The sequence below is a fragment of the Gordonibacter sp. 28C genome, from assembly GCF_003339845.1.
In the GTDB taxonomy this organism is placed as follows: domain Bacteria; phylum Actinomycetota; class Coriobacteriia; order Coriobacteriales; family Eggerthellaceae; genus Gordonibacter.
The window spans coordinates 33,495-57,156 of the sequence record NZ_PPTR01000005.1; the positions used below are offsets into that span (position 1 = coordinate 33,495).

Here is a 23,662-nt window from a genome sequence, read left to right on the forward strand (position 1 = left end):
TTCGCAGCCCCTATGCCCCGACCAGGCCCCAGAGCGCCGATCGCGCTTCCTTGTTGAACAGGTTGTCGTACTGCACGATGGCGTAGGAGCGCAGCGTGTCGGCCGCGGCGTCGTCCCCGCCGTCCTCGCCGAACCAGCGCCAAACGCCGTCTGAGGCAAGGTAGCCGTTGAGGTTGACGGCCGGCACGCTCTCGCTCGCGGCCAGCAGGAAGCGCTGGTAGCTCGTCGTGGGAAGCCCCGCCGCCTCCACGACCTTGGCTCCCAGGTAGTTCAGGCTCGAAGGCGCCCCCATGGCGTCGCCTTCGGACGCCGGCGCTCGGACGCCGCTTTCGCGCGCAGCCTCGTTCGCCCAGATGAGATAGGGAACCGTATAGCGCTCCTGCACGGCGCTCAACCCCAGCTCGTCGGCCTCGGCACCGTAGGTGGCCTCGAACAGCCAGTCGCTGAAGCCGGGTTGGTGGTCGCCGAAGAAGCACAGCACCACGGGGCGCTCGAGCGCGTCGAGCCGCTCCACCAGGTAGGCGAGGTCGCGGTCGGCCTGCTGGATGCAGCTCGCGTACTCGTCGAGCTCGGAAGAGGCCGAGCCGTCGGACAGGGGCACGCTCACGGCGTCCTCTTCGGCGATGCCGCCCACGTCGTATCCCCCGTGGTTCTGGATGGTCACGTCGAACACGAACTGCGGGTCCTCGTCGGCCGCGAGCAGGTCGAGCACGTGGTCGTAGGTCGCCCGATCGGTGACCAGCCCGCGCAACGTTTCGGCGTCGGCGAAGGCCTGTCCGTCGGCGAAGTCGTCGAAGCCCAGCTGCTCGTACACGCGATCGCGCCGCCAGTTCGCGCTTTCGGCAGGATGGATGGCGTGCGTGGCGTAGCCGAGCGACGAGAAGTAGGATACGAGGCTCTCGGAGCCGTCCAGGTCGTAGAGGACGTACGGGTACACGCCGCCGCCCAGGTGCCCCATGCTCGATCCGGTGAGGAACTCGAACTCGCTGTTGCACGTGCCGCCTCCCAACGCCGACACGTAGGCGTTGCCCGCCTCCAGGGCGTTCGCCGCGATGTCGTGGTAGTACGCGGGCCTCGCGTCGGTGTCGGCCAGGCCGGGATAGCGCGAGAGGTCGGAGAACGTCTCGTTCATGACGGCCACGACGGTGGGCGCCTGGGTTCGGTCCGCGCGGTCCTCGAGCGCCGCGTCGGCGTACTGGGCGAGCAGCTCGTCCGCCGTCGCGGCGGCGTAGCCGTCGGGCTCTGCGGGGCTCAGGTCCTGGACGCGCTTCAAAAAGCACAGGGTCGATCCGCGCTCGGCGTAGGATTCCTTCACGCCCCATACGTCCACGGGGCAGGCGTAAGCCTCCTCGATGTCGTAGGACCCCATCCACCAGCCGAAGCACCCCGCAACGGCCAGGGCGCACGCGGCGTTCGCCGCCGCACGACGCGGCGTGGCCGGCACCTTCGGCAGGAAGGCGAGCACCGCGCAGCATGCGGCGAACGCCGCGAAGGATTGGAGCAGCCGGGCGTCGAGCGCGAACGTGTAGCCCGATCCGACCGAGGCCGCCGTCGAGAGCGCGAACACGTCCGCCGGCACGATGGGCTGGCCCTTGAACGCGATGACGAAATGGTTGGCGACGCCGACCGCGAGGCAGATAGCCAAAAACGCCGCCACGGATGCGCGCGAGCGCTGCCCCGCGAAGTACACGACGGCGAAAAGCAGCGCGAGCACGCACAGGTTCGCAGCCGCATAATAAGGATCCATGGCGAACAACCCGTCGTTCCAGGGCCGCTCGAGCAGGTAGAATCCTGCCGGCACGGCAAGGGCGACGGCGAAGGGCCGAACGGCCGCGACGAAGCGCAGGCCGCGTTCGGCCAGGCGTCCGCGCGCGAGCGGGGCGCAGGAGCAGCCCGTTATCGCGAGGGCGGTCGCCGCGACCGCCTGCCAAGGGGCGTCCGCGAATCCGGCGGCCGCGTACAGGCAGAGCCCCAGGGCAACCGCGGCGCCGAGCAGCGCGCCGACGATCTCGACGGCCTTCGGGCGCGTGGGGGCTGCAGGGGAGGGGCCTGCGGGGGAACAAGGCCGGGACGGCGCAGGGGTGCGGGGCCGGCTCAAGATCATAAAAACACTCCTCGATCATACCTAGTCAAAACAAATCCCATGCAAAAGAATGTTCTATCATAACCGAGTTTCCGACGATCTTGGCTCCATGGGCCGGCAAACGGCAAGCCAACACATGAAGCGCGACCGTCGAACGGGCCGATACGGGCGCACCTCCAAAAAACCTCGATTTCCCCTTCACATTATCTTCGAATCCCCTAAAATGAGGCAGTTGCGATCTTCCCACCACAATGCCCGGTGAGAAGGCCGCATCGTCAGTAACGGACGAACCAAGGAGGAAACACGTGACTACCGCAGTCGCATGGATGGCCCCCGTGTGCGCCTTGATAGGCATCTGCATGGCCGGCTACCTCGGTTCCTGGGTACTCAAGCAGGACCCGGGCCCCGACAAGATGAACAACATTTCGCTGAAGATCCAGCAGGGCGCCAAGGCGTTCCTCATGAGCGAGTACAAGCTGCTCGTCATCTTCATGGTCGTCGTGGCTATCGTCATGGCGATCTTCCTGTCTCCCATCACGGCGCTCGCGTTCGTCACCGGCGGCGTCATGTCTGCCGCTGCGGGCTACGCGGGCATGCACGTGGCCACGCGCGCCAACACGCGCACCGCGCACGCCGCCGAGGAGTCGGTGGCCAAGGCGCTGAACATCAGCTTCAAGTCGGGCCTCACCATGGGCCTGTGCGTGGCCTCGTTCGCGCTGCTGGGCCTGTCGCTGTGGCTCATCGCCATGGTGTTCGGCATGGCCGTGGGCGTGGACATCAACCGCGAGCTCGCCGATCTCATGCACACGAACATCGGCATGGTCGAGGGCTTCGCCACCGGCGCGTCCGCCGTGGCGCTGTTCGCCCGTGTGGGCGGCGGCATCTACACGAAGGCGGCCGACGTGGGCGCCGACCTCGTGGGCAAGGTCGAAGCGGGCATTCCCGAGGACGATCCGCGCAACCCGGCCACCATCGCCGACAACGTGGGCGACAACGTGGGCGACGTCGCGGGCATGGGCGCCGACCTGTTCGAGTCCTACACGGGCGCCATCCTGGCCCCCACCATCCTCGCGGCCACGTTCGGCGCGCTGGGCGGCTACTTCGCCACGGGCGACTTGGTGTGGGCGCTCGTCACCCCGGTCATCATCGCGGGCTGCGGCATCATCACGTCCATCATCGGCCTGTTCGCCGTGCGCGCCAAGGAAGGCGCGGCGCTGCACAAGGCCCTCAACCGCGGCACGTACGTGGCCGCCGCCATCGAGATCGTCGTGATCTTCTGCCTGTTCTACGTGTGGAGCACGCAGTCCGTCGAGGCGCAGCCGCTGTGGCTGTTCGGCTCCGTGCTGTGCGGCCTGGTGGCGGGCCTTGCCATCGGCAAGATCACCGAGTACTTCTGCTCCGACAAGTACAGCCCCGTGCACAAGATAGCCGACGCCGCCGACACCGGCGCGGCAACCGTCATCATCGAGGGCCTGGGCACGGGCATGCTGTCCACCATCGCCCCCATCGTGCTCGTGGCGCTTGCCATCATCGGCGCGTACACGTTCGGCAACATGGCGTTCCCGCTCGCGTCGGCCGAGGGCGGCATCGCCGTCGGCCTGTTCGGCGTGGGCCTGGCCGCCACCGGCATGCTGTCCAACACGGCCATCACCATCGGCGTCGACGCCTACGGCCCCGTGGCCGACAACGCGGGCGGCATCGCCGAGATGGCGGGCCTGCCCGAAGAGGTGCGCGACCGCACCGACGCCCTCGACGCCGTGGGCAACACCACGGCCGCCATCGCGAAGGGCTTCGCCATCGCGTCCGCGGGCCTGTCGGCCATCTCGCTGTTCGTGTCCTACCAGGCCACGATGCACCACGCTCTTCCCTCGTTCGAGCTCACGCTCACCGATCCGCTCATCGTGGCCGGCATCTTCATCGGCGCCATGATGCCGTTCATGTTCGCCGCCCTCACCATGGGCGCGGTGTCGCGTGCGGCCCACGCCATGGTCGAGGAGGTGCGGCGCCAGTTCCGCGAGATCAAGGGCATCATGACCTACGAGGCCGAGCCCGAGTACGACAAGTGCGTGGCCATCTCCACCTCGTCCGCGCTGCGCGAGATGATGCTGCCGGGTTGCCTCGCCATCGTGGTGCCGGTCGCCATCGGCTGCTTCAACCCGGCCATGCTGGGCGGCTTCTTGGCCGGCGCCGTGGCCACGGGCATGCTCATGGCCATCTTCATGTCCAACGCCGGCGGCGCATGGGACAACGCGAAGAAATACATCGAGCAGGGCCATCACGGCGGCAAGGGTTCCGAGGCCCACAAGGCCGCCGTCGTGGGCGACACCGTGGGCGATCCGTTCAAGGACACGTCCGGTCCGTCCATGAACATCCTCATCAACCTCATGACCATCGTGTCGCTGACGTTCGCCCCGATGTTCATCGCGGTGCAGGCTCTGTTCTAAGCCGAACCGGTTGACAAAAAGCGCTCTTGCAGGCCCCGGGAAACCGGGGCCTGCTTGCGTTAGGACTGAGCTCCCGAAGCTACCCAGTTGACTTCGTCCGCATCTAATCTATACTAAACAAGAATATTTCTAAATATATATAATCTTGGTTTAGTCGAAAGGGATGCTATGGACGATGCCGCGAAAGAGCTTTTGGAACGGTCGCGCGCCTATTGGTCGCAACGCGCCCCGGAGTACTCGGAGCTGCACGACGCGACGCGCCACGAGGCGCTGCGCGACGCGCTCCGCTCGGTCCTGCGCGACCTCATGTCGCGCGTCGAAGGACGGCCCGTGCAAGCGCTCGACGCAGGCTGCGGCTCGGGTTTCATGTCGCTCATCCTGGCAGAGCTCGGCTGCGAGGTCACGGCCGTCGACTTCTCCGCCGACATGCTGGCCGAGGCCGCGCGCAACGCCGATCGCGCGGGTGCCGCTCGCATCGCGTTCCAGCAAGGGGACGTCCAAAACCTCGCGTTCGAGGAAGGCTCGTTCGACTTCGCCGTCTCGCGCAACGTTTTCTGGGTGCTGCCCGACGCGGCGGCCGCCTACGCGGGAGTGCTGCGCGCGCTTCGTCCGGGCGGCACGCTCGTCAACGTCGACGCGAACTACGGGCACGCCTTCAACGCGGCCGCGGCGGCCGGCAACGAGCCCGTTCATCCCACGCAGAGCACGGCGCAGCTGCTCGAGCGCAACGCCATCGTGGCCGACCTGCCCGTCACCCGCGCGCAGCGTCCGGCTTGGGATCTGGCCGTGCTGCTGGATCTGGGCGCATCGGAGGTGCGCTGCTTCCAAGATGCCGAGCGCATGCTGGGCATCGAGGCCGCCGACCGCTTCTCCGCCCAAGCGAGCGCGCAGGAGCGTGCCGCGCTGTTCGTCGTCTGCGCGTGCAAGTAGCGTTTCGGAACGCTCGACCGGCGAAGGGCCGGCTGAACGCATAAAGGGAGTCTGGCAGGAAGAAGGGGATCTATGGAGTTGTTCACACGTCGCACGTTTCTGAAGGGCGCGCTCGTGGGCGTCGGCAGCGTGGCTGCCTTCGGCATCGCGGGCTGCGCGTCCGAGCCGAAGGTCGAGGCGCCTGCCGCCGAGGGGTCGGCCGACCAAGGGGGCCAGGCCCCGAAACAAGAGGAGTGGACGTTCGAGGACCAGGGCGGCAACACGGTCACCGTGAGCGTGCCCGTGCAGCGCATGGTGGTCATGCAACACCACTCGCTCGACATGCTGGCGCAGCTGGGCGCGCAGGACAAGGTGGTGGGCACCGAGAAGAACTGGGAAGGCGACCTGGGCGCCTACATGCGCGACGTGTTCCCCGGCATCGACGACGTGCCCACGCCGGGCGATCTGACCGATTGGAACGTGGAGGCCCTCGCGGCGCTCAAACCCGACGTGGTGATAGCCGCTTCGCAGGCCAATGCCGACGCGATGAAGCAAGTGTCCGACCTGGGCATCCCCGTGGTGATGGTGTCGCTGCGCGGCGAGGGCAAGCAGGAGGAGGCCCAGAACCCGCGCCTCTCCGACGCCGACGCCGCCTACACGGAGGGGTGCCGATGGGCCATCGAGACCCTTGGCAAGCTGGTGGGTGCCGACCAGAAGGCCGCCGACATCTGGAAGATGTGCCTGGACAGCCGCGCCATCGTGGACGAGGCCATCGGCCGGATGGACGACGCCGACCGCGTCCGCGTGTTCGTGGCCAACACGAAGGACCAGACCTACGGCAACGACAAGTACGTGGGCTGCCAGCTCCTGCGCGCCGGCGCGGTGAACGTGGCCGCCGCCGACATCCAGGGCTACAAGCCCTACACCTTCGAGATGCTGGCTGCGTGGGATCCCGAGGTCATCATCGTGCAGGACCGCTATAAGGACGTGTACGACGCCATCACCACCGATGCGAAGTACCAGGAGCTCTCCGCCGTGAAGAACGGCAAGGTGCTTCTGGCGCCGTACTGGACGAAGCCGTGGGGCAACCCCGACACCGACTCCATAGCGCTCGGCGAGCTGTGGTTGGCGAACCAGTTCTACCCTGAGAAAGTGGACGCGGACACGGTACGCGATTACGCGGAGCGCTTCTACCGCGACTTCTACGGCGTCGCGTTCACGGGCACCGTATAGGGAATGGGCGACGTGAAGGTCGAACGCGGCCTCGGCGCGCTGACGGTGGGCGCGCTCGTGGCGCTCCCGCTCGCCTTCGCGGTGGGGTCGCTCGCGCTGGGGGCCTACGCCATCAGCCCGCTCGAGGTGTGCCAAATCATCCTGGCCCGCATCACGGGGCGGGACCTGGGCGTGGACGCGATGGCGGCGAGCCTCGTGTGGGAGGTGCGCATGCCGCGCGTGCTGGCGGCCGCCATGGTGGGCGCGGGCCTCGCGGCCACGGGCGCCCTGTTCCAAGGGCTCTTCAAAAACCCGCTCGCCGCCCCCGACACGCTCGGCGTGTCCAACGGCGCCGGGTTCGGCGCGGCGCTCGCCATCGTGCTGGGACTGTCGGGCTTCGGCATCCAGATGGGCGCCATCGCGTTCGGCTTGGTGGCCGTGGGGCTCGCCTTCGCCATCGTGTCGCGCGGCCGCGCCTCCACGGTGACGCTCATCCTGTCGGGCATGCTCATCGGGTCGCTGTTCTCGTCGCTCGTGTCGCTGCTGAAGTTCGTGGCCGACCCCACCGAGAAGCTTCCGCAGATCGTCTACTGGCTCATGGGGTCGCTTTCCGGCGTGGGATACGACGCCATCCTCGCGGTGCTGCCGCTGTACCTGGTGTTCATGGCGGTGCTGTTCCTGTTCCGCTGGAAGGCCAACGTGCTGAGCCTGGGCGATGCGGAGGCGCGTTCGTTCGGCATCGACGTCGGGCGCGACCGCGGCATCATCATAGCCTCGTGCTCGGTGGTCACCGCGCTCACGGTGAGCATGTCGGGCATCATCGGCTGGGTGGGCATCGTGGTGCCGCATCTTGCGCGCATGCTGGTGGGACCCGACTTCCGGCGCCTGCTGCCGGCGTCCGTGTCGTTGGGGATGTGCTACCTCATAGCCATCGACGACGTGTGCCGCACGGTGTCGGCGTTCGAGATACCTATCGGCGTGATAACGGGCATCATCGGCGTGCCCATGTTCCTGTACTTCATCTATCGGCGGAAGGTCGCCTGGTGATGCGTCTGGACATCGACAACCTGTCGTTCTCCTACGACGGCGCCCGACCCGTGGTGGACGGCTTGACGCTTCGCTACGAGTCGCCCGAGGCGCTGTGCATCCTCGGGGCGAACGGCACGGGGAAGAGCACGCTTCTGCAATGCGTCATCGGGGCGTTCAAGCCAACGGGCGGGGAAGTGCGCGTCGACGGCAAGCCCGTGGGCGCGTACTCGGCGCGCGACCTGGCACGCTGCATGGCCTACATCCCCCAGACGCACGTGCCCGCGTTCGAGTACCCGGTCATCGACGTGGTGACCATGGGGCGCACGTCGCTCATCGGGCGCTTCTCCACGCCGAGCGCCGCCGACCGGGACAGCGCGCTGGAGAAGCTGGACTTCCTGGGCATCGCGCATCTGCGCGACAAGCCCTACACCCAGATATCCGGCGGCGAGCGCCAGTTGGTGATGATAGCCTCGGCGCTGGCTCAGGAGCCCGACGTGCTCGTGCTCGACGAGCCCACGGCGCACCTGGATTTCGGCAACCAGTACCGCTTCGTCAAGCTGGTGGAGCAGCTGTGCGCGCAGGGCGTGGGCGTCATCATGACCACGCACTTTCCCGATCATGCGCTCGAGCTGGGCGGCACGACGGCCGTCATGGACGGCGGCCGCATCGAGCACATCGGTCCCGCGCGCGAGGTGGTGACAGCCGAGAACCTGCACGACCTTTACGGCATAGAAGTCAACGTCGAACGCGTCGGGCGACGGCTCGTCTGCGTTCCGGGGTCGCTGGAAGGCTGACATCGGGTCCTTTTCTTGTTTAGCGAACAAATGTATGTTATTGTGCGAAGTGCCGCGAACTGCGGCGCGCCAAGCGCTGAAGGGAAGGGCCCTCGGCCGGCGCGTCGTCGGAAGGGGGGGCCGCGTGATCGTCAGCGCGTCGCGACGCACGGACATACCTCGGTTCTTCATGGACTGGATGCTGAACCGCCTGGAAGAGGGCTACGCCCTCGTGCGCAACCCCGTGAACCGCGCGCAGGTGAGCCGCGTGGCGCTCGACGGGCGCGCCGTGGACTGCGTCGCGTTCTGGACGAAGGACCCCGCGCCGCTGCTGGCGCGGCTCGACCGGTTGGAGCGGGTTTCGCCCGCGCCGTGGTTCGTGCAGTTCACGCTCAACGCCTACGGCTCCGACGTGGAGGCCGGGTTGCCGCGCAAGGCCGCGCTCGTCGACACGTTCCGCGACCTGGCCCACGCTGTCGGCCCCGAGCGCGTCGTGTGGCGCTACAGCCCCATCCTGCTGGGCGGGGCGGGAGGGCGCTACACGGAGGAGCACCATCTGCGTTACTTCGACACGTTCGCCCGCAAGCTCGAGGGTTCGACGCGCGCGTGCCGCCTGAGCTTCCTTGACGCGTACCCCAAGATCGCCCCGCGCCTGGAGGCGCTCGGCCTGCACGGCGTGCCGCAGGGGCGCAAGGCGGCGCTCGCCCTGCGGTTGGCCGAGATCGGCTCCGCGCACGGCATGGAGGTGGGAGGGTGCGGCGATCCCGCGCTCGCGGAGGCGGGCCTTGCGGGTGCGGGCTGCATCGACGCGGCGCTCGTCGCGCGCGTGGCCGGGGTCGACGTGCGCCAAGGCTCGCCGGCGGAGGCGGGGGCGTGCCGCTGCGCGCCGAGCGTGGACGTGGGGACGTACGACACGTGCGCCAACGGCTGCGTCTACTGCTACGCGAACCCGGGAGCGAGAGCGGGCGGGACGGGGGTCCGGCCCGCCCGCGACGGAGCGCCGTGGCGTTTGGCGCGCTACGACCCGGCCTCGCCGATGCTCTGCGACGCGCTGGGGCCGGACGACGTCGTGACCGAGCGCGCCATGCCCGCGCTTCCGAAGGCCACGCTGCCGTTGTTCTGAGGCGCGATCGGCGAAACTCGATCCCCGCTGGGGGCGCGCTGCGCCGATGGTTCGGCGCAGCAAAAGCTCGATGCGACGGCGCGCGTGCCAAGACGTGCCGCTGTTGCCGCGACCTGCGTTCTAGCGCAGGTCGCTCACATGCTCGCAGGCGTCGCCGTAGGGCACGTAGCGGTAGGAGGCGACGACCTCCTGGCCGTTCGCGGGGTCGAGCGCCACGAAATTGTCCAGCGTGAGCGTGTCGGGGTCTTGGGCGTCGCGATAGCCGACGATGCAGATCCAATGCTCGCCGTAGGGGCCCGACACGTGCATGACGGTGGGGCGTCCGGCCGCGATCTCGTCGTAGGCCTCGCGCAAAAGCGCCGCGTCGGACCCGAGCGAGCGGAACGACGAGTTGCCGCCGCCCCAGCCCGGCCATGTGCAGCAGCCGCAGCCGTAGGCGGCGTGGTCCGTTGCCTGTCCGGTGAGCACGGCGTCGCCGTAGGCGCACGCGTAGCCGGGGCAGCATACCGTGTGGCCGCCGCCCGCCTGGTTGCCTATGGTCGCGATGAGCGCAGGGTCGTAGGGGAGCGTCTTGTCGGTGCGCTGGGCCTCTGCGGCGGCCGCCCGTTCGGCCTGCTGCCGCTCGTACACGGCCTGCGCCGTGGCAAGGACGTCCAGGTCGGAGGAATCGTTCCCCTTGACGGCGACGGGCAGGGCGGCAGCGCCCGCAGCCGCCGACGCGGAAGCGGAGGGTGCGCCGAGGGCTGCCAGGGCGGTCGATGCGAGGGGAGGGGCGCCGGCGGGGGTCGAGAGCGGCGCGGCCGCGGCCCGCTGGACGGGCAGGCAGAGCGAAAAGAGCAGGGCGAGCGCCGCGAGATGCGCGAGCGCCGCCGGAAGGGCGCGCGATGCCATGGATCAGCATCCTTTCCACGGCCGTGTCGGGTGCGTTTCGAGTGGGTGTGCGGCCGTCGGCTCACGATGGTAACGAAACGGCAACGCCCGAGATGAGAGAGGGCGGCGAATCCCGCCGAACCAACACAAGGAGGGCACGCCGTCCCCACAGGTCCTGCAACGATTCTCCATGAACGCCCTTGCCGCCTGCGGAATCGCGCAATGCGGCAGCCCGCCGGGAGCGGGCCGGCGCGCCCGGGGACGAAGCCAACGGCGCGGTTGCACCGCCCTGTTCGGTGCGGCCGAGTGCGCGGCGATGCGCTACAATGCGGTGAAGCGCCCGCGCTCTGCGGCGCACACGAAGCGAAGGAGGCGCCATGAGCGCTCGCAACACGGACGCCGTCATCGTCGGCGCGGGACCCGCCGGCATCTTCTGCGCCTTGGCGCTGATCGAGCGCGGCTTCGCGGGCCGCATCACCATGGTGGACAAGGGCTTGGCCGTGGAGGACCGCGCCTGCCCCAAGCAGGCGGGCGGCCCCTGCGCGAACTGCGACCCGTGCCGCATCACCACGGGGTTCTCGGGGGCGGGCGCGTTCTCGGACGGGAAGCTCTCGCTGTCGAGCGAGGTGGGCGGCGATCTGCCCGACCTTCTGGGGCACGAGGCGGTGCAGGCGGCCATCGCCGAGGTGGACGGGGTGTACCTGGCGTTCGGCGCCGACGGGCGCGTGGAGGGCGCGGGGCCCCGGCCCGAGGTCGACGAGATACGCCTGCGCGCCATCAAGGCCGGCCTGAAGCTCGTGGACTGCCCGCTGCGCCATCTGGGCACCGAGCGGGCGCGCGCCCTGTACGCGCGCCTCGAGCGCCATCTGCTGGATGCGGGCGTGGACCTGCGCTTCCGCACCGCGTGCACGCAGGTCGTCGTCGAGGGCGACCGCTGCGAGGGCGTGGTCGTGGAGGGGCCGGGCGGCGTGGAGGAGATACGCGCTGGGCACACGGTGGTGGCCACCGGACGGCGCGGCGCCGACTGGCTCGAGCGCATGTGCCGCGAGCACCGCATAGCCCACGGCCCCGGCCCCGTTGACATCGGCGTGCGCGTGGAGGTGCGCAACGAGGTCATGCGCACGGTGAACGACGTGCTCTACGAGAGCAAGCTCATCGGCTATCCCAAGCCCTTCAAGAACAAGGTGCGCACGTTCTGCCAGAACCCCGGCGGGTTCGTGAGCCAGGAGAACTACGACGGCGGCCTGGCCGTGGTGAACGGGCACTCCTACAAGGAGCGGAAGTCGCCGAACACGAACCTGGCCATCCTGTGCTCGCACAACTTCTCGGAGCCGTTCGACCAGCCCATCGCCTACGCGCAGAAGGTGGGCGAGCTCACGAACATGCTGGGCGACGGGCGCATCCTGGTGCAGCGTTTGGGCGACATCCTGGACGGCAAGCGCACGTGGGACAAGGAGCTGCGCCGTTCCAACGTCGCGCCCACGCTGCCCGACGCGGTGGCGGGCGACATCACGGCGGCCATGCCGTACCGCTCCATGACGAACATCCTGGCCTTCATGCTGGCCGTGGACGAGGTGGTGCCCGGCTTCGCCGCGCCCGAGACCCTGCTGTACTCGCCCGAGCTCAAGTTCTACAGCAACCGCGTGAAGATGGACGAGCGCTTCCGCACGAGCGTGCGCGGCTTGCGGTGCCTGGGCGACTCGAGCGGCTGGACGCGCGGCCTCATGATGGCCAGCGTCATGGGGTATTTGGCCGGCCGCGAGCTTGTCGGCGAATAGACCTGCGGAAACGCTCTTGTACGCCGTTTGCATGACAAGGCGCGGGGTGCTTGCATGACAAAAATCAGCCGTCTGCACGATAGCCGCGCGGCGACCCGTGGCCCATACTCCGATGCTGTTGAAACCGATGGGGTCCATCCCCAACGCATAGGAGGCGTACTAAATGAAGATCCTCGGTATGGGCATGCCCGAACTGCTTATCATCCTCGGCGTTATCCTGCTCATCTTCGGCCCGAAGAACCTGCCGAAGCTCGGCTCGGCCCTGGGCTCCACGGTCAAGAACCTGCGCGACGGCCTGGGTGGCGACAAGAAGATCCAGGATTCCGAGGACGACGCCGAAATCGTCGAGTCCGAGGAAGTCGAGGACGACGACGTCGAGGGCGACGAGCCCAAGTCCACGAAGAAGGTGCGTGCCCGCAAGGCCGCCTAGCCAGCCGTTCCCCGCGCTGCGCGCCCCGGTGCGCACGCGCTTCCCTCCCTTGAGCGCGAACTCCCTCTTCGCGCTCGGACACGCGCCCGTGCTTCCCGCACGGGCGCGTGTCCGTTTTCACCCTGCTCGAGGTGCTCAAGAATGTCCCAAATGGGGACAGTCCCCATTTGGGACATTCTTGCTGGGGGGGGGGTCGGCGCGCGCATCCCGGACCATGCGGGTTTTGCAGGGGCGCTTCCGTTCCGCCCGACGCGCTCGGCTCCTTGCGGTATCATGGGGCTTTCGACGTCGACGGAAAGGGGGCCCGCATGGGCGCGCATCGTCATGGCGGCAGGGCCTCCCTGCGCGCCGTCGTGGGCTTCGCCTGCAACCAAGGGTTCGTGTTCTCGCTGTTCTACATGGGTGCGAACCGGGCTTTCGGCGACGGCGTGCTGTCGTTCGAGCGTGCCGATCTGTTCGGCACGCTGCTGTTCATGATGGCGGCGTTCGGCCTGTTGCGCGTGGCGTCGCCCAAGGCGCGCGGGGCCCTGCTCGCGCGCCCGCTTCTGTGGTGCTACGCGGTGCTGCTCGTGCTGGGCTCCATCGTGCCCGCGCTGTCCGGGGGCGCGAATTCGGCGAGCCTTGCGTTGGAGGCCGCGCTCGTGGGGCTTCCCGCCGGGCTCATGCTGGCGGCATGGGGCCGCGCATTGGGCGGCCTGCCCTTGGCCCGCGCGCTCCCCGCCGTGTTCGTGGGCTCGGCGGTGGGGGCGACGGCCTGCTTCGCCGTGGCGACCGTCCCGGTGGGCGGCGCGGAGCTCGTGCTGAAGCTGCTGCCGCTCGGCAGCGCGTGGGCGCTCAAGGCCCTTTCCCGTCCGTCCGCAGAGAGCCGGGCTCCCGGTTCCTCGGGCGTCGCGGACGCCTCCGGCACCGCGGACCGCGCGCCGGCTCCCTCCGCCGGCGCGGAGGGGCCTGCCGCCGTCGAGCCGGCGCCGTTGTCGCTGCGCGCCCTGCTGGCCACGCCCGCCGAGCGCGAGAAGACGGCGCGCCTCTCGCTGAAGATGGCGGCGGGCACCGTGCTGTTCGGCTTGGCAGCCGGCTTCATGGAAACGTACGGGTCCGACCCCGGCATGGCCTCCACGCCCGCCTTTCCGGCCACGCTGCTGCTGTTCGTGCTGTTCTGCGTCGCCGCGCTGCAGCTGCTCGCCACGGGCGGCCTCGACTCCGAGGGCGGCCCGGTCGGCGGGGGCGGCCCGGGGGCCGCGGCGTCCGAAGGCTCGGCGCCCGCCGAACCCGAAGGCCCGCTCGACGGCGTGTACCGCCTGGCCGTGCTCGTGATGATGGCGGGCTTTCTGTTCGTGCCCGTGCTCGGCGAGTTCGGCGTGCCCGGCGAGGCCATCGTGCTGGCGGGCTACCTGGGGCTATCCGCCGTGCTCGAGTCGCTGTTCCTGGTGATGGCGCGCATCACGGGGCAGGACGCGGCGCTGTCGTTCGCGCGCGGCTTCACGGCGTTGTTCGCGGGAGAGGTGGCGGGCATCGCGCTCGGCAACGTCATCGACGTGGTGTCCGGCACGGAGCAGACGCCCTACGTCGTGGTGGCCTGCGCCGGACTCGCCGCGCTCTACGCCTGCCTGTTCCTGTTCACCGAGCGCGACTTCCGCGCGCTGTCGGTCATCGCGCGCGAGGCCGACCGCTTCGACGACGCGTGCGGGCTCATCGCCTCCGAATACGGATTGTCCAAACGCGAGGCGGAGATCCTGCCGTTCGCGCTCAAGGGCCGCACGGGCGAGCGCATCGCCGCCGAGTTCTTCATCTCCAAAAGCACGGTGGACACCCACCTGCGCCGCATCTACGCGAAATGCGGCGTGCACGGTCGTCAAGAGCTCATCGACCTGGGGGAGCGTACGGAACGCCGCCTGTCGGGAAGCTGAACCGCAGGTCCCAGGGGTTCGCTCGCGCGCTTCGCGCAGAGCATTTTGCGATACAATGAAAAGGTTGAAGGTCAAAGGGCCGACGGCGCGGCGCGCCTTCGGCGGGGCGAAGGCGGTCACGGGCATGCAGCACGGCAAATTGCGATCGGGCCGCTGGAGCCGGGTCGACGTACAAGTGTCGGTCATCGTGGCCGCGGTGGTGGCGCTGTCGTTTCTGTGCGTGTACGCGTTCAACTACCAGGTGACCTACCGCGATATGATCGAGACGCTCAAGGAGCGCTCCGACAGCATCTACTCGTACGTGGAGGATTCGCTTGACAAATCCACGTTCGTCACCATCGACCAGGCGGCCGACGTCGACGATCCCGACGACGCCGCATACGGGGCCTACCGCGAGATGAAGGAGGCGTTCAAGCGCGTCAAAGCCGCCACGGGCGTGCGCTACCTGTACACGGCGAAGCGCGCCGCCGACGGCGCGCTCATCTACGTCGTGGACGGCCTCCCTTCCGAAAGCGAGGACTTCCGCTACCCCGGCGATCCCATCGAGCCCGAGATCGTGGACGAGATGGAGCGGGCCCTGGCCAACGAGATCGTGTACCCCACCGACATCAAGTCCACGGACTGGGGCCATATCTTCGTGTCGTACTACCCCATCCACGACGAAGGGCGCGTGGTGGGCGTGGTGGGCATCGAGTTCGACGCGGAGCGCCAGTTCGAGGCGTTCCGCGTCGTGCGCATCGGCACGCCCGTCATCGGGGGCTTGTTCTGCCTGGTGGCGGTTGCGGTGGCGGTGGTGCTGTTCCGGCGCATCTCGAACCCCGCCTACCGCGACCTCGCGAACACCGATTACCTGACGAAGCTCAAGAGCCGCAACGCGTTCGAAGTGGACATGGCGAACTGGAGCCGTTCGGGCGTCGAGGTCGCCGGCGTCCTGGTGGTCGACCTCGACGGGTTGAAGGCGGTCAACGACGAGCTGGGGCATGCGGCGGGCGACGACCTCATCCGCGCGGCCGCCGGGGTCGTGGCCGCGCGCTGCGAGGGCGCGGGCCCGGTGTACCGGGTGGGCGGCGACGAGTTCGCCGTCTGCTGCTTCGAACTCGATGCGGAAGGCGCCCAGCGCATGGCCGACGACCTGCATGCGGCATGCGCGGGCACGGTCGTCGAGGGGCGCCCGCTGTCGCTTTCGGTGGGATGGGCGCTGCGCGGCGACGGCGAGGACCTTCGGGAGGTCCATCGCCGCGCCGACGAGCGCATGTACGAGGAGAAGGCCCGCAGCCGCAAAGGCCGCCCACGGGCGTCGGGGGACGGGGCCGCGTCGGCGTAGCCTTCCCGAAGGGCTCCCTAGAAGGCCGCGCGGGCCGAGGCGGGCTAGCGCGCGGGCATCTCGAATCCTTCGAGCGCCCGGTTGAGGAAGTCGTTCAGCGGCTTCATGCGCTCGAACCCCCGTGCGGCCTGCGCGGCGAAGCCGGGCGCGGCCACGTCCTCGTCGGACACGGGCAGCTCCACGTACCAGCTCTTGAACTTGAGCCACGCGGCCTGAGGATGCGCCGCGTCGAAGCCCTGCGGCACGCGCTTGAGGGCCTCGCCCTCCACCTGCAGCGGCGCGAGGCCGGCCACGATCCGCTCCCATTCGCCGCCGTTCGCGGCGATGGCGCGCCGCACGCGCTCGGTGGCGTCCTTGAACATCGCGGCGAACAGCCCGCCCCCTAGAAACGAGCGCCCGCCCGGCTTGACCATGAGGTAGTAGCCCACGGGCACGGGCAGCTTGCCCGCCGGGCCCACATGGGCGCGCAGGGACGGGTTGTAAGGCGACTTGTCGTTCGAGAAGCGCGTGTCGCGGGTGAGCTTGAACGTGAGCTTCTTCGGGTCGTGGCCCAGCACGGCCGGATCGAACGCGCCCACGAGTCCCTGCACCTCGGCCACCAGGGCGTCGAAGGACGCGAGCGCCCGCATCCGTTCCCCCTTCGTGTCGGCGAACCAGGCGCGGTCGTTGTGCGCCTCGAGCTCGGCCAGGTAAGCGAGCGCATCGCCCATGCCCGTCCCGGCGCCCTGCGCGGCCGTCATTCGGACACCGCCCGCGCGAACACGTCGGACGCCACGAGTCTGCGGGCGAACGCGGCCGCGTCGGCGGGGCAGCGATAGCGCGGCAGCGACGCGAACACGCCCGACGCGTCGTCCAGCGCCTCCATGGCGTCGGCCCGCTCATCGACGGAGGGGCCGGCGTCGGCTTCGGCGTCCTGCGCGTTCGCCGAGCCGTCCGGGAGGACTTCGAGCGTCTGCCAGCCGGGACGGGCGGGGTCGATGCGGTGCGTGGCGATGGCGTAGTCCACGCGCCGCGCGCAGCGGCAGGAGCCTCCGGCCGCCTCGCAGTACGCGGTGAGGAACGTGGCCATGCGCGCCCGCGCGCGAGAGAGCCGCTGCCGGTACGCCTCGGGCGTGATGCCCAGCGCGTCGGCCGCCGCGCGGCTGTCCATCTTGAACATGGTGCCCAGCACGAACGCGCTGCGCCCCTCCACGTCCAGGCACTGCAGCATGCCGTGCATGCACGACACCTTCAGCTCGCGCTCCAGCAAGCGGCGGTCCGCGCCGCCGGACAGGTCGGGCACGTCGCGCTCGCGGCCGGAGGCGATGTCCTCGCCGTACACGTCGAAGCTCACGGGGCGCTGGGCGAACAGGCCCTTGCGGTACGTGGCCAGGTGGTTGAGCGCTATGCGGAACACCCAGGTGGCAAAGGCGCTCTCGCGGCGGAATCCCGACAGGCGCGTGCACGCCTTCACCAGCACCTCCTGCGTTGCGTCCTCGGCGTCGGGCACGGTGCCCAGCATGCGCAGCGCCAGGTTGAACACCTGGTCCTGCACGCTTGCCAGCAGCTCGCCCAGGGCCTTCTCGTCCCCTGCGAGCGCGGCGTCGATCAATGCGTTCTCGTCGGTCATGCGGTCCTCTTCTCTTTCTTCGTCGGCCGTTCGCGGGCATGGAGTCGCGCAGGGCCTTCTCCGGCCGTTCTGTACGGGACTTGTCCGATGCCCTCTCATGCATTGGACAAGCGAAGGCCCGCGCGTGTGACGAAAACGTCGGGATTTTTTCGAGAGGGCCGAAGGCGCCTACCAGCCGCCCTCTTGGAGTGTCTCCCCGGACAACGACTTGAGCGCGAACGCGCCGCGCTCGTACACGGCGTAGCTCGCCGAGCCGTCCTTGGGGATGGAGGTGCTTCCGGGGTTGACGAACAGCGCGCCGTCGCGCACCTCGAGCGTCTTCACGTGGGTGTGGCCCGAGAGGTAGGCGTCGCCGGGGGAGAGCGGGGGCGGGTCGTCGGGCGTCATGCGAGCCACGTGGCCATGTGTGAGGTAGAACACGTGCCCGTCGGCCTCCGCCAGGGCGTAGTCGGCCATGCAGGGGAAGTCCAGCACCATCTGGTCGACTTCGGCGTCGCAGTTTCCGCGCACCGCCACGATCCGTCTCGCCCAGCCGTTCAGGACGGAAGCCGCCTCCTTGGGCGCGTATCCCGGTGGAAGGTCGTTGCGGGGCCCGTGGTACAGCAGGTCTCCCAACAGCACCACGCGATCGGGAGCCTCGGCCTCCACGCGCTTCGCGAGCGCGCGCACGGCCGGCGCGGCCCCGTGCAGGTCTGATGCGATGAGAAGCTTCATCGGCGGAGACCCTCCTCGTCCAAGTCGGCGCAGTAGCCGCGCGTGAAGACGCGGCGTCCGCTTTGCGGGAACAGGTGCGCGTAGAGCGCCATGAAGTAGCTGTCGGTCATGGACGCCAAGTAGTCCACGACGATCTGGTTCGGCTCGCCGGCCAGGTAGTCGGCGGGCTTGATGGACAGCGACCGCGCGGCCAGGTTCGATGCATGGTGCCTGAACACGGGCGAGCGCTCGTCGCCGCGCTCGAGGTCGTCGAGCAGGCGGGCGTACAGCTCCTCGAACATCTCCTCCACCACGTTGCCCGCGCCGTTCGCGAAGCCCTCTCGGCTGTAGATGAGCTCGTAGTTCTGGCGCTTCGCCCGCTTGAGGTCTTGGAACACGGCCTCGCTCAGGGCGATGCGGTCGGTGCCGTAGCTGTTGTTCACGATGTCCACCGTGAGGTTGTTGATGATGCGGGCGTTGTCGCGGCCGATGACGTCGGACTCGAACACGTCCAGCGAGGGCACCACGCCCATGTCGATGGCGTCGTAGCGGTCTTTGCCCACGTAGGCGATCATGTCGGCCACGCGCACGACGCAGCCTTCCAGCGTGGAGGGGCGCAGGCTCTTGATGGCGCGCTCGTCGGCCGTGCATGCCTCCACCAGGCCGTCGAGCGCGGCGAAGTCGGTCGTTTCGCCCACGCGCAGCACCTGTTGGGCGAACTCCCCGTTGTGGCAGAGCACGCCGTCGAGCGTCTGCAGGCTGATGTTGCGGCGGTACAGCCGGTCGAGCACGCGCACGGAGTGCACGTTGTGGTTGAAGTAGCGCCCCGTGCGCTCGTGGTAGCACTGGGAGAGGTAGCGCTCGCCGGCGTGCCCGAACGGCGTGTGGCCCACGTCGTGCCCGAGCGCGATGGCCTCGATGAGCTCGCAGTTCAGGCCCAGCAGCCCGCCGATGCCGCGCGCGACGCGGCTCACCAGCTGCACGTGCAGCCCGCGCCGGCAGATGTCGTCGTTCTCCACGAACGAGAACACCTGTGTCTTGTCCGCGTAGCGGTTGTAGGCGGGCACGTTCAGTATCTTCTCGATGTCGCGCGCGAACGCGGGCCGCGTGAGCGTGGCCTCGTCGTGGGCCTTCGAGTCGCGCCGGGTGACGTTCGCGTCGTCGAAGGCGTGCGGGTTCCGGCGCCCGGCGGCGCGGTCGGCCCGGATGGCCTGCTCGATGTCGGGATCGAGCGTGAGGTAGGGGATGTTCTCGTGTTCCATGCGCGTCCTCTTTCGTGTTGTTCGGGGACATTGTAGCGCATGGATAAACCCCGTACAAATGTTTCACGTGAAACATCGGCCGCGAGGCGCGTCGAAGGCGCCGTCGCCGCGCTCGGCGCGCCTGCTGCATGGGCGAGAGCCCGCGCGAACGCTAGCGGCTCCCGCTCGCAGCGGCCTGCTCGGCAAGGTAGCGTTCGACTTCGTCGGCCGCGAGCATGCGAACCTGAGCGTCGGGAAAGGCGCGGTAGCCTTCGCGTGCGGCGTTGGCGACGCGGCCGATGCAGGCCTTGCCGGGATTGCGCGCGAGGTAGGCCTCGAGGGCGTCGCGGCCGGGGAATATCTTGAAGGACGCGCGCCCCGACTCGCTGCGCAGCCCGTAGACGCCGCAGGACCGTCGCGTGCTGGCTTCGGCTGCGCGCAGGTACAGCAGGGCGATGGGCGCCGACTTGAAGGGGAACTGCCAGCGCTGCAGGCCGCGCACGGGGTCCTTCGCGATGCAGATGCAGCGGCCGCACGTGCCGCACACGTACTGCTCGTGCCGTTCGAGGCAGGCGCGGGGGTTGAGCAGCGGCGTGATGCGCGGACGGTCGCTGTAGCATTCGGGGCAGGGGGTCATGCGGGGCTCCTTCGTTCGAGGGGATGACGAAGGCAAGGGTGGACCCTCCTCTGGGAGGAGGGTCCAGAAGAAAAAGGCGGAGCGGCCGTCTCAGTAACGGTACAGGGCGGCCATGCCGGAGTCGCCGGGGATCTTCTCGGCGGGAAGCTCGAACACCTCCGCGTCCTGGGCGAGCGCGGCGCGCGCGAAGGCGTCGGCCAGCTCGGGGCCTTGGAAGCGGCCATGGGGCTCGCGCTCGAACAGGCGCACCTCGCCGGTCGTCTCGTCGAAGCCGCCGGGGATGTAGGCGCCCTCGGCCATGAACAGCGCGCGCACCTTGCGCTCCACGAGCGCCAGCCCGATGGCCGAAAGGTCGGTGGAGCCGCCGCCGTGCGGCTCGGCGTCGCCCAGCTTCTCCAGCAGTGCGTCCGCGCGCGCCTCGCGCGCATGCTCGATGACGGCCTTCGCGGCGTCCAGCAGCTCGGGCGCGTCGACGCCGCCGATGTCCTTCTCGATGCCCTCGTCCAGCAGGTTCGGCACCGTGGAGATGCGGCGGAACGCGGTCTGGTGCTCGGGCAGGCTCACCAGGATCACCGGCAGCTCGGTGCCGGCCGCCAGGTAGTCCGTCACCGCCTTGTTCACGTGTTGGAAGAACTTCCCGGCCTCCTCCTTCCGCACGTCGTTGCGCGACTTGTAGCCGTGGTAGGGAGGCATATGGTTCTCGAGCGACGAGTAGTCCAGCGCGCCCTCGCGGCCGTCGTACACGAGGGGGAACTCCTCGCTGAACTCGTTCAGCACGTCGGCGGGCAGCTTCACGCGCTCGAGCGAGTCGAAGTCGCCGCGCACGAGGGCGAAGCGGTCGGCCGACAGCCCCAGCAAGAAGTAATGCGAGCCGAACCGGAAGTCGCGCAGCAGCGGCCGCACGTAGAAACGCTCGCCGACGAACGCGAGGGGTCCTACCTCGTAGCCCGGCTGGTAGATATAGGTGCGGTCGTTGCCCGCGAGCACGGCCAGGCTGCTGCCGGAAGCGGGGCTGGCCAGCTCCTCGAAGCGCGTGGCAACCTGGTCGAGGCGCGCGTCGAGGTCCGTGTGCTCGCGGTGCTCGAACTCCTGCTCCAGCTTTCCGCGCGCCTCTTCGACGAGGTTCTTGAACTCGATGCGGTCCTCCTCGGCGCCGGCGCGGCCGTGCGTGGGCAGGTAGAGCGATACCAAGGGAGGCTCCGCGGGCTCGAAAAGGGCCGCGTCGAAGTCCGTAAGTACCGAGATGCCGTCTTCCATGTGAAAACCTCCGTGATCGCTTGCGTGCCCCGGCTTTAACGGGCCGGCGTGAAACACCGAAAGCATAGCAACGCCGCGCATCCGCGGCCGGGTTTGCACGGCTCTGTAAGCGTCCGGTTGGCAAGCCGCTTCCTTGGCGGCTCGGGGCGGCCGCGCTTGCGCTATACTGTGCGAAACGACGAATCGGGAAGGCGGCGCATGAGGAACAGGGAATGGGTGTACGCGGCGATAGCGGTGGCGAGCTTCGTCCTGATGGCGGGTAGCCTGGTGCTCACGTACATGAACGCGGGCGAGGGCCAGCCGGAGCTCGGCGAGTTCGTCCCCGCCATCCTGTTCGGCGCCCTGTTCCTGGTGAACCTCGTGCTGGCCAAGCAGAACAAGCGGAGGTAGCGGCGGGCCATGGCGGGCACCATCAGCGAGGAGGACATCCAGAAGGTCCGCGAGGCGAGCGACCTCGTGGCCATCATCGGCGAGCGCTCGCCCGTGAAGCAGCGCGGCCGCGACTTCTGGTGCTGCTGCCCGCTGCACCACGAGAAGACCCCCTCCTTCAAGATCGATCCCGTGCTGCAGCTGTGGCACTGCTTCGGCTGCGGCGAGGGGGGCGACGTGTTCGGCTTCCTCATGAAAACCGAGGACCTCTCGTTTCCCGAGGCCGTGCGCAAGCTGGCCGAGCGCGCGCACATCGACATCGCCGAGACGGGCGGGCGCCCCGGCGTGGCGAACAGCAGGAAGGCGCGCTTGAAGGCCGTGTGCGGGGCGACCGCCGCGTTCTACCACACCCAGCTCATGCGCAACCCCGAGCCCGACGCCGCCGCCGCGCGCAGCTACCTGGCGGGGCGCGGCTTGGGCGGCGACGTGCCGAAGCGCTGGCAGCTGGGCTTCGCGCCGGGGCACGGCAAGCTCGTGCGGCACCTGTCGGCGCAGGGGTTCAACGCCGAGGAGATGGTGGAAGCGAACGTGGCCATGAAGGACCGCAGCGGCAAGCTGCGCGACCGCTTCTTCAACCGCGTGATCTTCCCCATCAACGACGCGCAGGGGGAGTGCATCGCGTTCGGCGGCCGCGTCATAGGCAAAGGGGAGCCGAAGTACCTGAACTCGCAGGAGACGCCCGTGTTCCACAAGTCGCAGGTGCTCTACGGCCTGGACCACGCGAAGGCCGCCATGGCGGCCACGGGCGTGGCCGTGGTGGTGGAGGGCTACACCGACGTCATCGCGCTCTCCGAGGCCGGCATCGCCAACGTCGTGGCCACGCTCGGCACGGCGCTCACGCTGCGCCATATCCGGCTGCTTTCGCGCCACGCGCAGCACAAGATCGTGTACCTGTTCGACGGCGACGAGGCGGGCCAGCGCGCCGCCGACCGCGCGCTCGGCTTCATCGACGACTCCATGACGCCGGAGGCGGGGCGGGCGAAGGTCGAGCTGGCCGCCGTGACGCTGCCCGACAACCTCGACCCCGCCGAGTTCGTGGGTTCGCGCGGGGCCGACGCGCTGCGCGCGCTCATCGCCGACGCGCGGCCCTTGTTGAAGTACGGCATCGAGCGCCGCCTGGCCGCGCACGACCTGACCGGCGCCGAGGGGCGCTCCCGGGCCCTCGTCGACGCGCTCTCGGTGCTCGCGCCCATTAAGGACTCGCTTCTGGCGAAGGACTACGCCGTCCAGATAGCCAGCCGTTGCCGCGCCCGCGAGGAAGACGTGCTCGACCAGCTGGCGCGCCTCGAGCCGCCGCGCCGCGCGGGCGAGGCGGACGGCGACGAGGAGCCGCGCCGCGGTCCGGCGGCGCTTCCCGAGACGGGCGGGCCCGGCACCCTGCAGGACGCAGCCGGCTCGGCCCGCCATGCGGCGCTGTCGCAGCCCGAGCTCAACCGCCGCCGTTTCGAGCGCGAGTTCCTCAGCCTCGCGGCGCAGCATCCCGAGATGGCCCTTGCCCATGCCGACGCCCTCGCGCAGACGCAGTGGCACGAGCCGGCGCACGCCGCCCTCGCGCAGAGCATGCTGGCCACGCTCGCCGAGGATCCCGCCGCGCCCGCCGCGCGCGTCATCGGCGACGCGGCCCGCACGCTCCCGCAGGCGCCGGGCGTCCTCACCTCGGGCTCGATGACGGGCTCGGCGGATCCCGGGGAGGTGGCACGTTTCCTGGTGGAGGAGCTGGGCATCGGCGACGCCGAGGACGCCGTGGCCGCCCTGCGCGCTCAGCTGTCCGACCCGACGCTTATGCCGGCCGACGAGTACGAGATGCTCTTCCAAAGCGTCACCGCCATGCAGAAGGACCTGACCCGCCGCCGCCTGGCCCACAAGCCGTTCGTCTCCGAGTAACGTATTCGCAAATTGCCCGCAAGACCCCGC

Annotated in this window: 20 protein-coding genes; 12 read left to right on the forward strand and 8 right to left on the reverse strand. The window is 69.2% G+C overall.

Translation table 11 applies throughout. The features are described from left to right. Positions 1-10: 10 nt before the first annotated feature. Positions 11-2,104 carry an LTA synthase family protein gene (locus C1878_RS07740; RefSeq protein WP_114601046.1) on the reverse strand — a complete coding sequence of 698 codons (2,094 nt, stop codon included), beginning with the start codon at positions 2,102-2,104 and terminating at the stop codon, positions 11-13. Positions 2,105-2,409: 305 nt separating this feature from the next. Here C1878_RS07740 and C1878_RS07745 point away from each other — a divergent pair, with 305 nt between their 5' ends. From C1878_RS07745 to C1878_RS07770, 6 genes are all read left to right on the forward strand, one after another. Then, entirely contained in the window at positions 2,410-4,527 is a 2,118-nt protein-coding gene (locus C1878_RS07745; protein ID WP_199519318.1) for a sodium-translocating pyrophosphatase, read from the forward strand. Positions 4,528-4,695: 168 nt separating this feature from the next. Then, entirely contained in the window at positions 4,696-5,457 is a 762-nt protein-coding gene (locus tag C1878_RS07750) for a class I SAM-dependent methyltransferase (protein ID WP_114601048.1), read from the forward strand. A 72-nt stretch (positions 5,458-5,529) separates the two neighbouring features. Continuing rightward, on the forward strand, positions 5,530-6,669 hold the full coding sequence (locus tag C1878_RS07755; RefSeq protein ID WP_114601049.1) for an ABC transporter substrate-binding protein: 1,140 nt from the start codon (positions 5,530-5,532) through the stop codon (positions 6,667-6,669). Positions 6,670-6,681: 12 nt separating this feature from the next. Next, positions 6,682-7,695, forward strand: a complete 1,014-nt coding sequence (locus tag C1878_RS07760; protein WP_199519307.1) for an iron ABC transporter permease — start codon at positions 6,682-6,684, stop codon at positions 7,693-7,695. Beyond that, the gene (locus C1878_RS07765; protein WP_114601051.1) at positions 7,695-8,471 is read left to right on the forward strand and encodes an ABC transporter ATP-binding protein; all 777 of its coding nucleotides are present in this window, start codon (positions 7,695-7,697) and stop codon (positions 8,469-8,471) included. Before C1878_RS07760 ends, C1878_RS07765 begins: the two co-directional genes overlap by 1 nt. A gap of 124 nt (positions 8,472-8,595) precedes the next feature. Beyond that, on the forward strand, positions 8,596-9,573 hold the full coding sequence (locus C1878_RS07770) for a DUF1848 domain-containing protein (RefSeq protein WP_114601052.1): 978 nt from the start codon (positions 8,596-8,598) through the stop codon (positions 9,571-9,573). A 120-nt stretch (positions 9,574-9,693) separates the two neighbouring features. On the opposite strand, the gene C1878_RS07775 is transcribed toward C1878_RS07770, so the two are convergent. Beyond that, a complete protein-coding gene (locus tag C1878_RS07775; RefSeq protein ID WP_241963655.1) occupies positions 9,694-10,464 on the reverse strand; it encodes a hypothetical protein in 771 nt (256 codons plus the stop codon). A gap of 356 nt (positions 10,465-10,820) precedes the next feature. Between C1878_RS07775 and C1878_RS07780 the strand changes: the two genes are divergently transcribed. The 4 genes from C1878_RS07780 (at position 10,821) to C1878_RS07795 (ending at position 15,882) form a co-directional block, all read left to right on the forward strand. Beyond that, entirely contained in the window at positions 10,821-12,221 is a 1,401-nt protein-coding gene (locus C1878_RS07780; RefSeq protein WP_114601053.1) for an NAD(P)/FAD-dependent oxidoreductase, read from the forward strand. A gap of 163 nt (positions 12,222-12,384) precedes the next feature. Further along, positions 12,385-12,651: a twin-arginine translocase TatA/TatE family subunit gene (gene tatA / locus C1878_RS07785; protein ID WP_114601054.1), complete on the forward strand. Its 267-nt coding sequence runs from the start codon at positions 12,385-12,387 to the stop codon at positions 12,649-12,651. Positions 12,652-12,959: 308 nt separating this feature from the next. Next, positions 12,960-14,558 carry a helix-turn-helix transcriptional regulator gene (locus tag C1878_RS07790; protein WP_114601055.1) on the forward strand — a complete coding sequence of 533 codons (1,599 nt, stop codon included), beginning with the start codon at positions 12,960-12,962 and terminating at the stop codon, positions 14,556-14,558. A gap of 55 nt (positions 14,559-14,613) precedes the next feature. Beyond that, positions 14,614-15,882: a GGDEF domain-containing protein gene (locus C1878_RS07795; protein WP_199519308.1), complete on the forward strand. Its 1,269-nt coding sequence runs from the start codon at positions 14,614-14,616 to the stop codon at positions 15,880-15,882. 44 nt (positions 15,883-15,926) lie between these two features. On the opposite strand, the gene C1878_RS07800 is transcribed toward C1878_RS07795, so the two are convergent. The 6 genes from C1878_RS07800 to C1878_RS07825 all read right to left on the reverse strand — a co-directional run bounded on the left by C1878_RS07800 (position 15,927) and on the right by C1878_RS07825 (position 21,319). Then, entirely contained in the window at positions 15,927-16,622 is a 696-nt protein-coding gene (locus tag C1878_RS07800; RefSeq protein ID WP_241963656.1) for a DUF2461 domain-containing protein, read from the reverse strand. Next, positions 16,619-17,491 (reverse strand): RNA polymerase sigma factor, encoded by an 873-nt coding sequence (locus C1878_RS07805; protein WP_114601056.1) that lies wholly within the window; start codon positions 17,489-17,491, stop codon positions 16,619-16,621. The genes C1878_RS07800 and C1878_RS07805 overlap by 4 nt, the downstream gene beginning before the upstream one ends. 168 nt (positions 17,492-17,659) lie before the next feature. After that, on the reverse strand, positions 17,660-18,205 hold the full coding sequence (gene yfcE / locus C1878_RS07810) for a phosphodiesterase (RefSeq protein ID WP_114601057.1): 546 nt from the start codon (positions 18,203-18,205) through the stop codon (positions 17,660-17,662). Further along, the gene (locus C1878_RS07815) at positions 18,202-19,446 is read right to left on the reverse strand and encodes a deoxyguanosinetriphosphate triphosphohydrolase family protein (RefSeq protein ID WP_114601058.1); all 1,245 of its coding nucleotides are present in this window, start codon (positions 19,444-19,446) and stop codon (positions 18,202-18,204) included. The genes yfcE and C1878_RS07815 overlap by 4 nt, the downstream gene beginning before the upstream one ends. Before the next feature lie 151 nt (positions 19,447-19,597). Next, a complete protein-coding gene (locus C1878_RS07820; RefSeq protein WP_114601059.1) occupies positions 19,598-20,062 on the reverse strand; it encodes a hypothetical protein in 465 nt (154 codons plus the stop codon). Positions 20,063-20,152: 90 nt separating this feature from the next. After that, positions 20,153-21,319, reverse strand: coding sequence for a hypothetical protein (locus C1878_RS07825; RefSeq protein WP_114601060.1), 1,167 nt, complete (start codon positions 21,317-21,319; stop codon positions 20,153-20,155). A 198-nt stretch (positions 21,320-21,517) separates the two neighbouring features. Between C1878_RS07825 and C1878_RS07830 the strand changes: the two genes are divergently transcribed. Both C1878_RS07830 and dnaG read left to right on the forward strand, forming a co-directional pair. Then, a complete protein-coding gene (locus tag C1878_RS07830) occupies positions 21,518-21,709 on the forward strand; it encodes a hypothetical protein (protein ID WP_114601061.1) in 192 nt (63 codons plus the stop codon). Positions 21,710-21,718: 9 nt separating this feature from the next. Next, positions 21,719-23,632 (forward strand): DNA primase, encoded by a 1,914-nt coding sequence (dnaG, locus tag C1878_RS07835; RefSeq protein WP_114601062.1) that lies wholly within the window; start codon positions 21,719-21,721, stop codon positions 23,630-23,632. Positions 23,633-23,662: the final 30 nt, after the last annotated feature.

What these genes read in the sequence shown, in the direction of transcription:
- C1878_RS07740 (WP_114601046.1), bottom strand. Translation starts at nt 2,104, where the DNA reads ATGATCTTGAGCCGGCCCCGCACCCCTGCGCCGTCCCGGCCTTGTTCC.
- C1878_RS07745 (WP_199519318.1), top strand. Translation starts at nt 2,410, where the DNA reads ATGGCCCCCGTGTGCGCCTTGATAGGCATCTGCATGGCCGGCTACCTC.
- C1878_RS07750 (WP_114601048.1), top strand. Translation starts at nt 4,696, where the DNA reads ATGGACGATGCCGCGAAAGAGCTTTTGGAACGGTCGCGCGCCTATTGG.
- C1878_RS07755 (WP_114601049.1), top strand. Translation starts at nt 5,530, where the DNA reads ATGGAGTTGTTCACACGTCGCACGTTTCTGAAGGGCGCGCTCGTGGGC.
- C1878_RS07765 (WP_114601051.1), top strand. Translation starts at nt 7,695, where the DNA reads ATGCGTCTGGACATCGACAACCTGTCGTTCTCCTACGACGGCGCCCGA.
- C1878_RS07775 (WP_241963655.1), bottom strand. Translation starts at nt 10,464, where the DNA reads ATGGCATCGCGCGCCCTTCCGGCGGCGCTCGCGCATCTCGCGGCGCTC.
- C1878_RS07780 (WP_114601053.1), top strand. Translation starts at nt 10,821, where the DNA reads ATGAGCGCTCGCAACACGGACGCCGTCATCGTCGGCGCGGGACCCGCC.
- tatA (WP_114601054.1), top strand. Translation starts at nt 12,385, where the DNA reads ATGAAGATCCTCGGTATGGGCATGCCCGAACTGCTTATCATCCTCGGC.
- C1878_RS07790 (WP_114601055.1), top strand. Translation starts at nt 12,960, where the DNA reads ATGGGCGCGCATCGTCATGGCGGCAGGGCCTCCCTGCGCGCCGTCGTG.
- C1878_RS07795 (WP_199519308.1), top strand. Translation starts at nt 14,614, where the DNA reads ATGAAAAGGTTGAAGGTCAAAGGGCCGACGGCGCGGCGCGCCTTCGGC.
- C1878_RS07800 (WP_241963656.1), bottom strand. Translation starts at nt 16,622, where the DNA reads ATGACGGCCGCGCAGGGCGCCGGGACGGGCATGGGCGATGCGCTCGCT.
- C1878_RS07805 (WP_114601056.1), bottom strand. Translation starts at nt 17,491, where the DNA reads ATGACCGACGAGAACGCATTGATCGACGCCGCGCTCGCAGGGGACGAG.
- yfcE (WP_114601057.1), bottom strand. Translation starts at nt 18,205, where the DNA reads ATGAAGCTTCTCATCGCATCAGACCTGCACGGGGCCGCGCCGGCCGTG.
- C1878_RS07815 (WP_114601058.1), bottom strand. Translation starts at nt 19,446, where the DNA reads ATGGAACACGAGAACATCCCCTACCTCACGCTCGATCCCGACATCGAG.
- C1878_RS07820 (WP_114601059.1), bottom strand. Translation starts at nt 20,062, where the DNA reads ATGACCCCCTGCCCCGAATGCTACAGCGACCGTCCGCGCATCACGCCG.
- C1878_RS07825 (WP_114601060.1), bottom strand. Translation starts at nt 21,319, where the DNA reads ATGGAAGACGGCATCTCGGTACTTACGGACTTCGACGCGGCCCTTTTC.
- C1878_RS07830 (WP_114601061.1), top strand. Translation starts at nt 21,518, where the DNA reads ATGAGGAACAGGGAATGGGTGTACGCGGCGATAGCGGTGGCGAGCTTC.
- dnaG (WP_114601062.1), top strand. Translation starts at nt 21,719, where the DNA reads ATGGCGGGCACCATCAGCGAGGAGGACATCCAGAAGGTCCGCGAGGCG.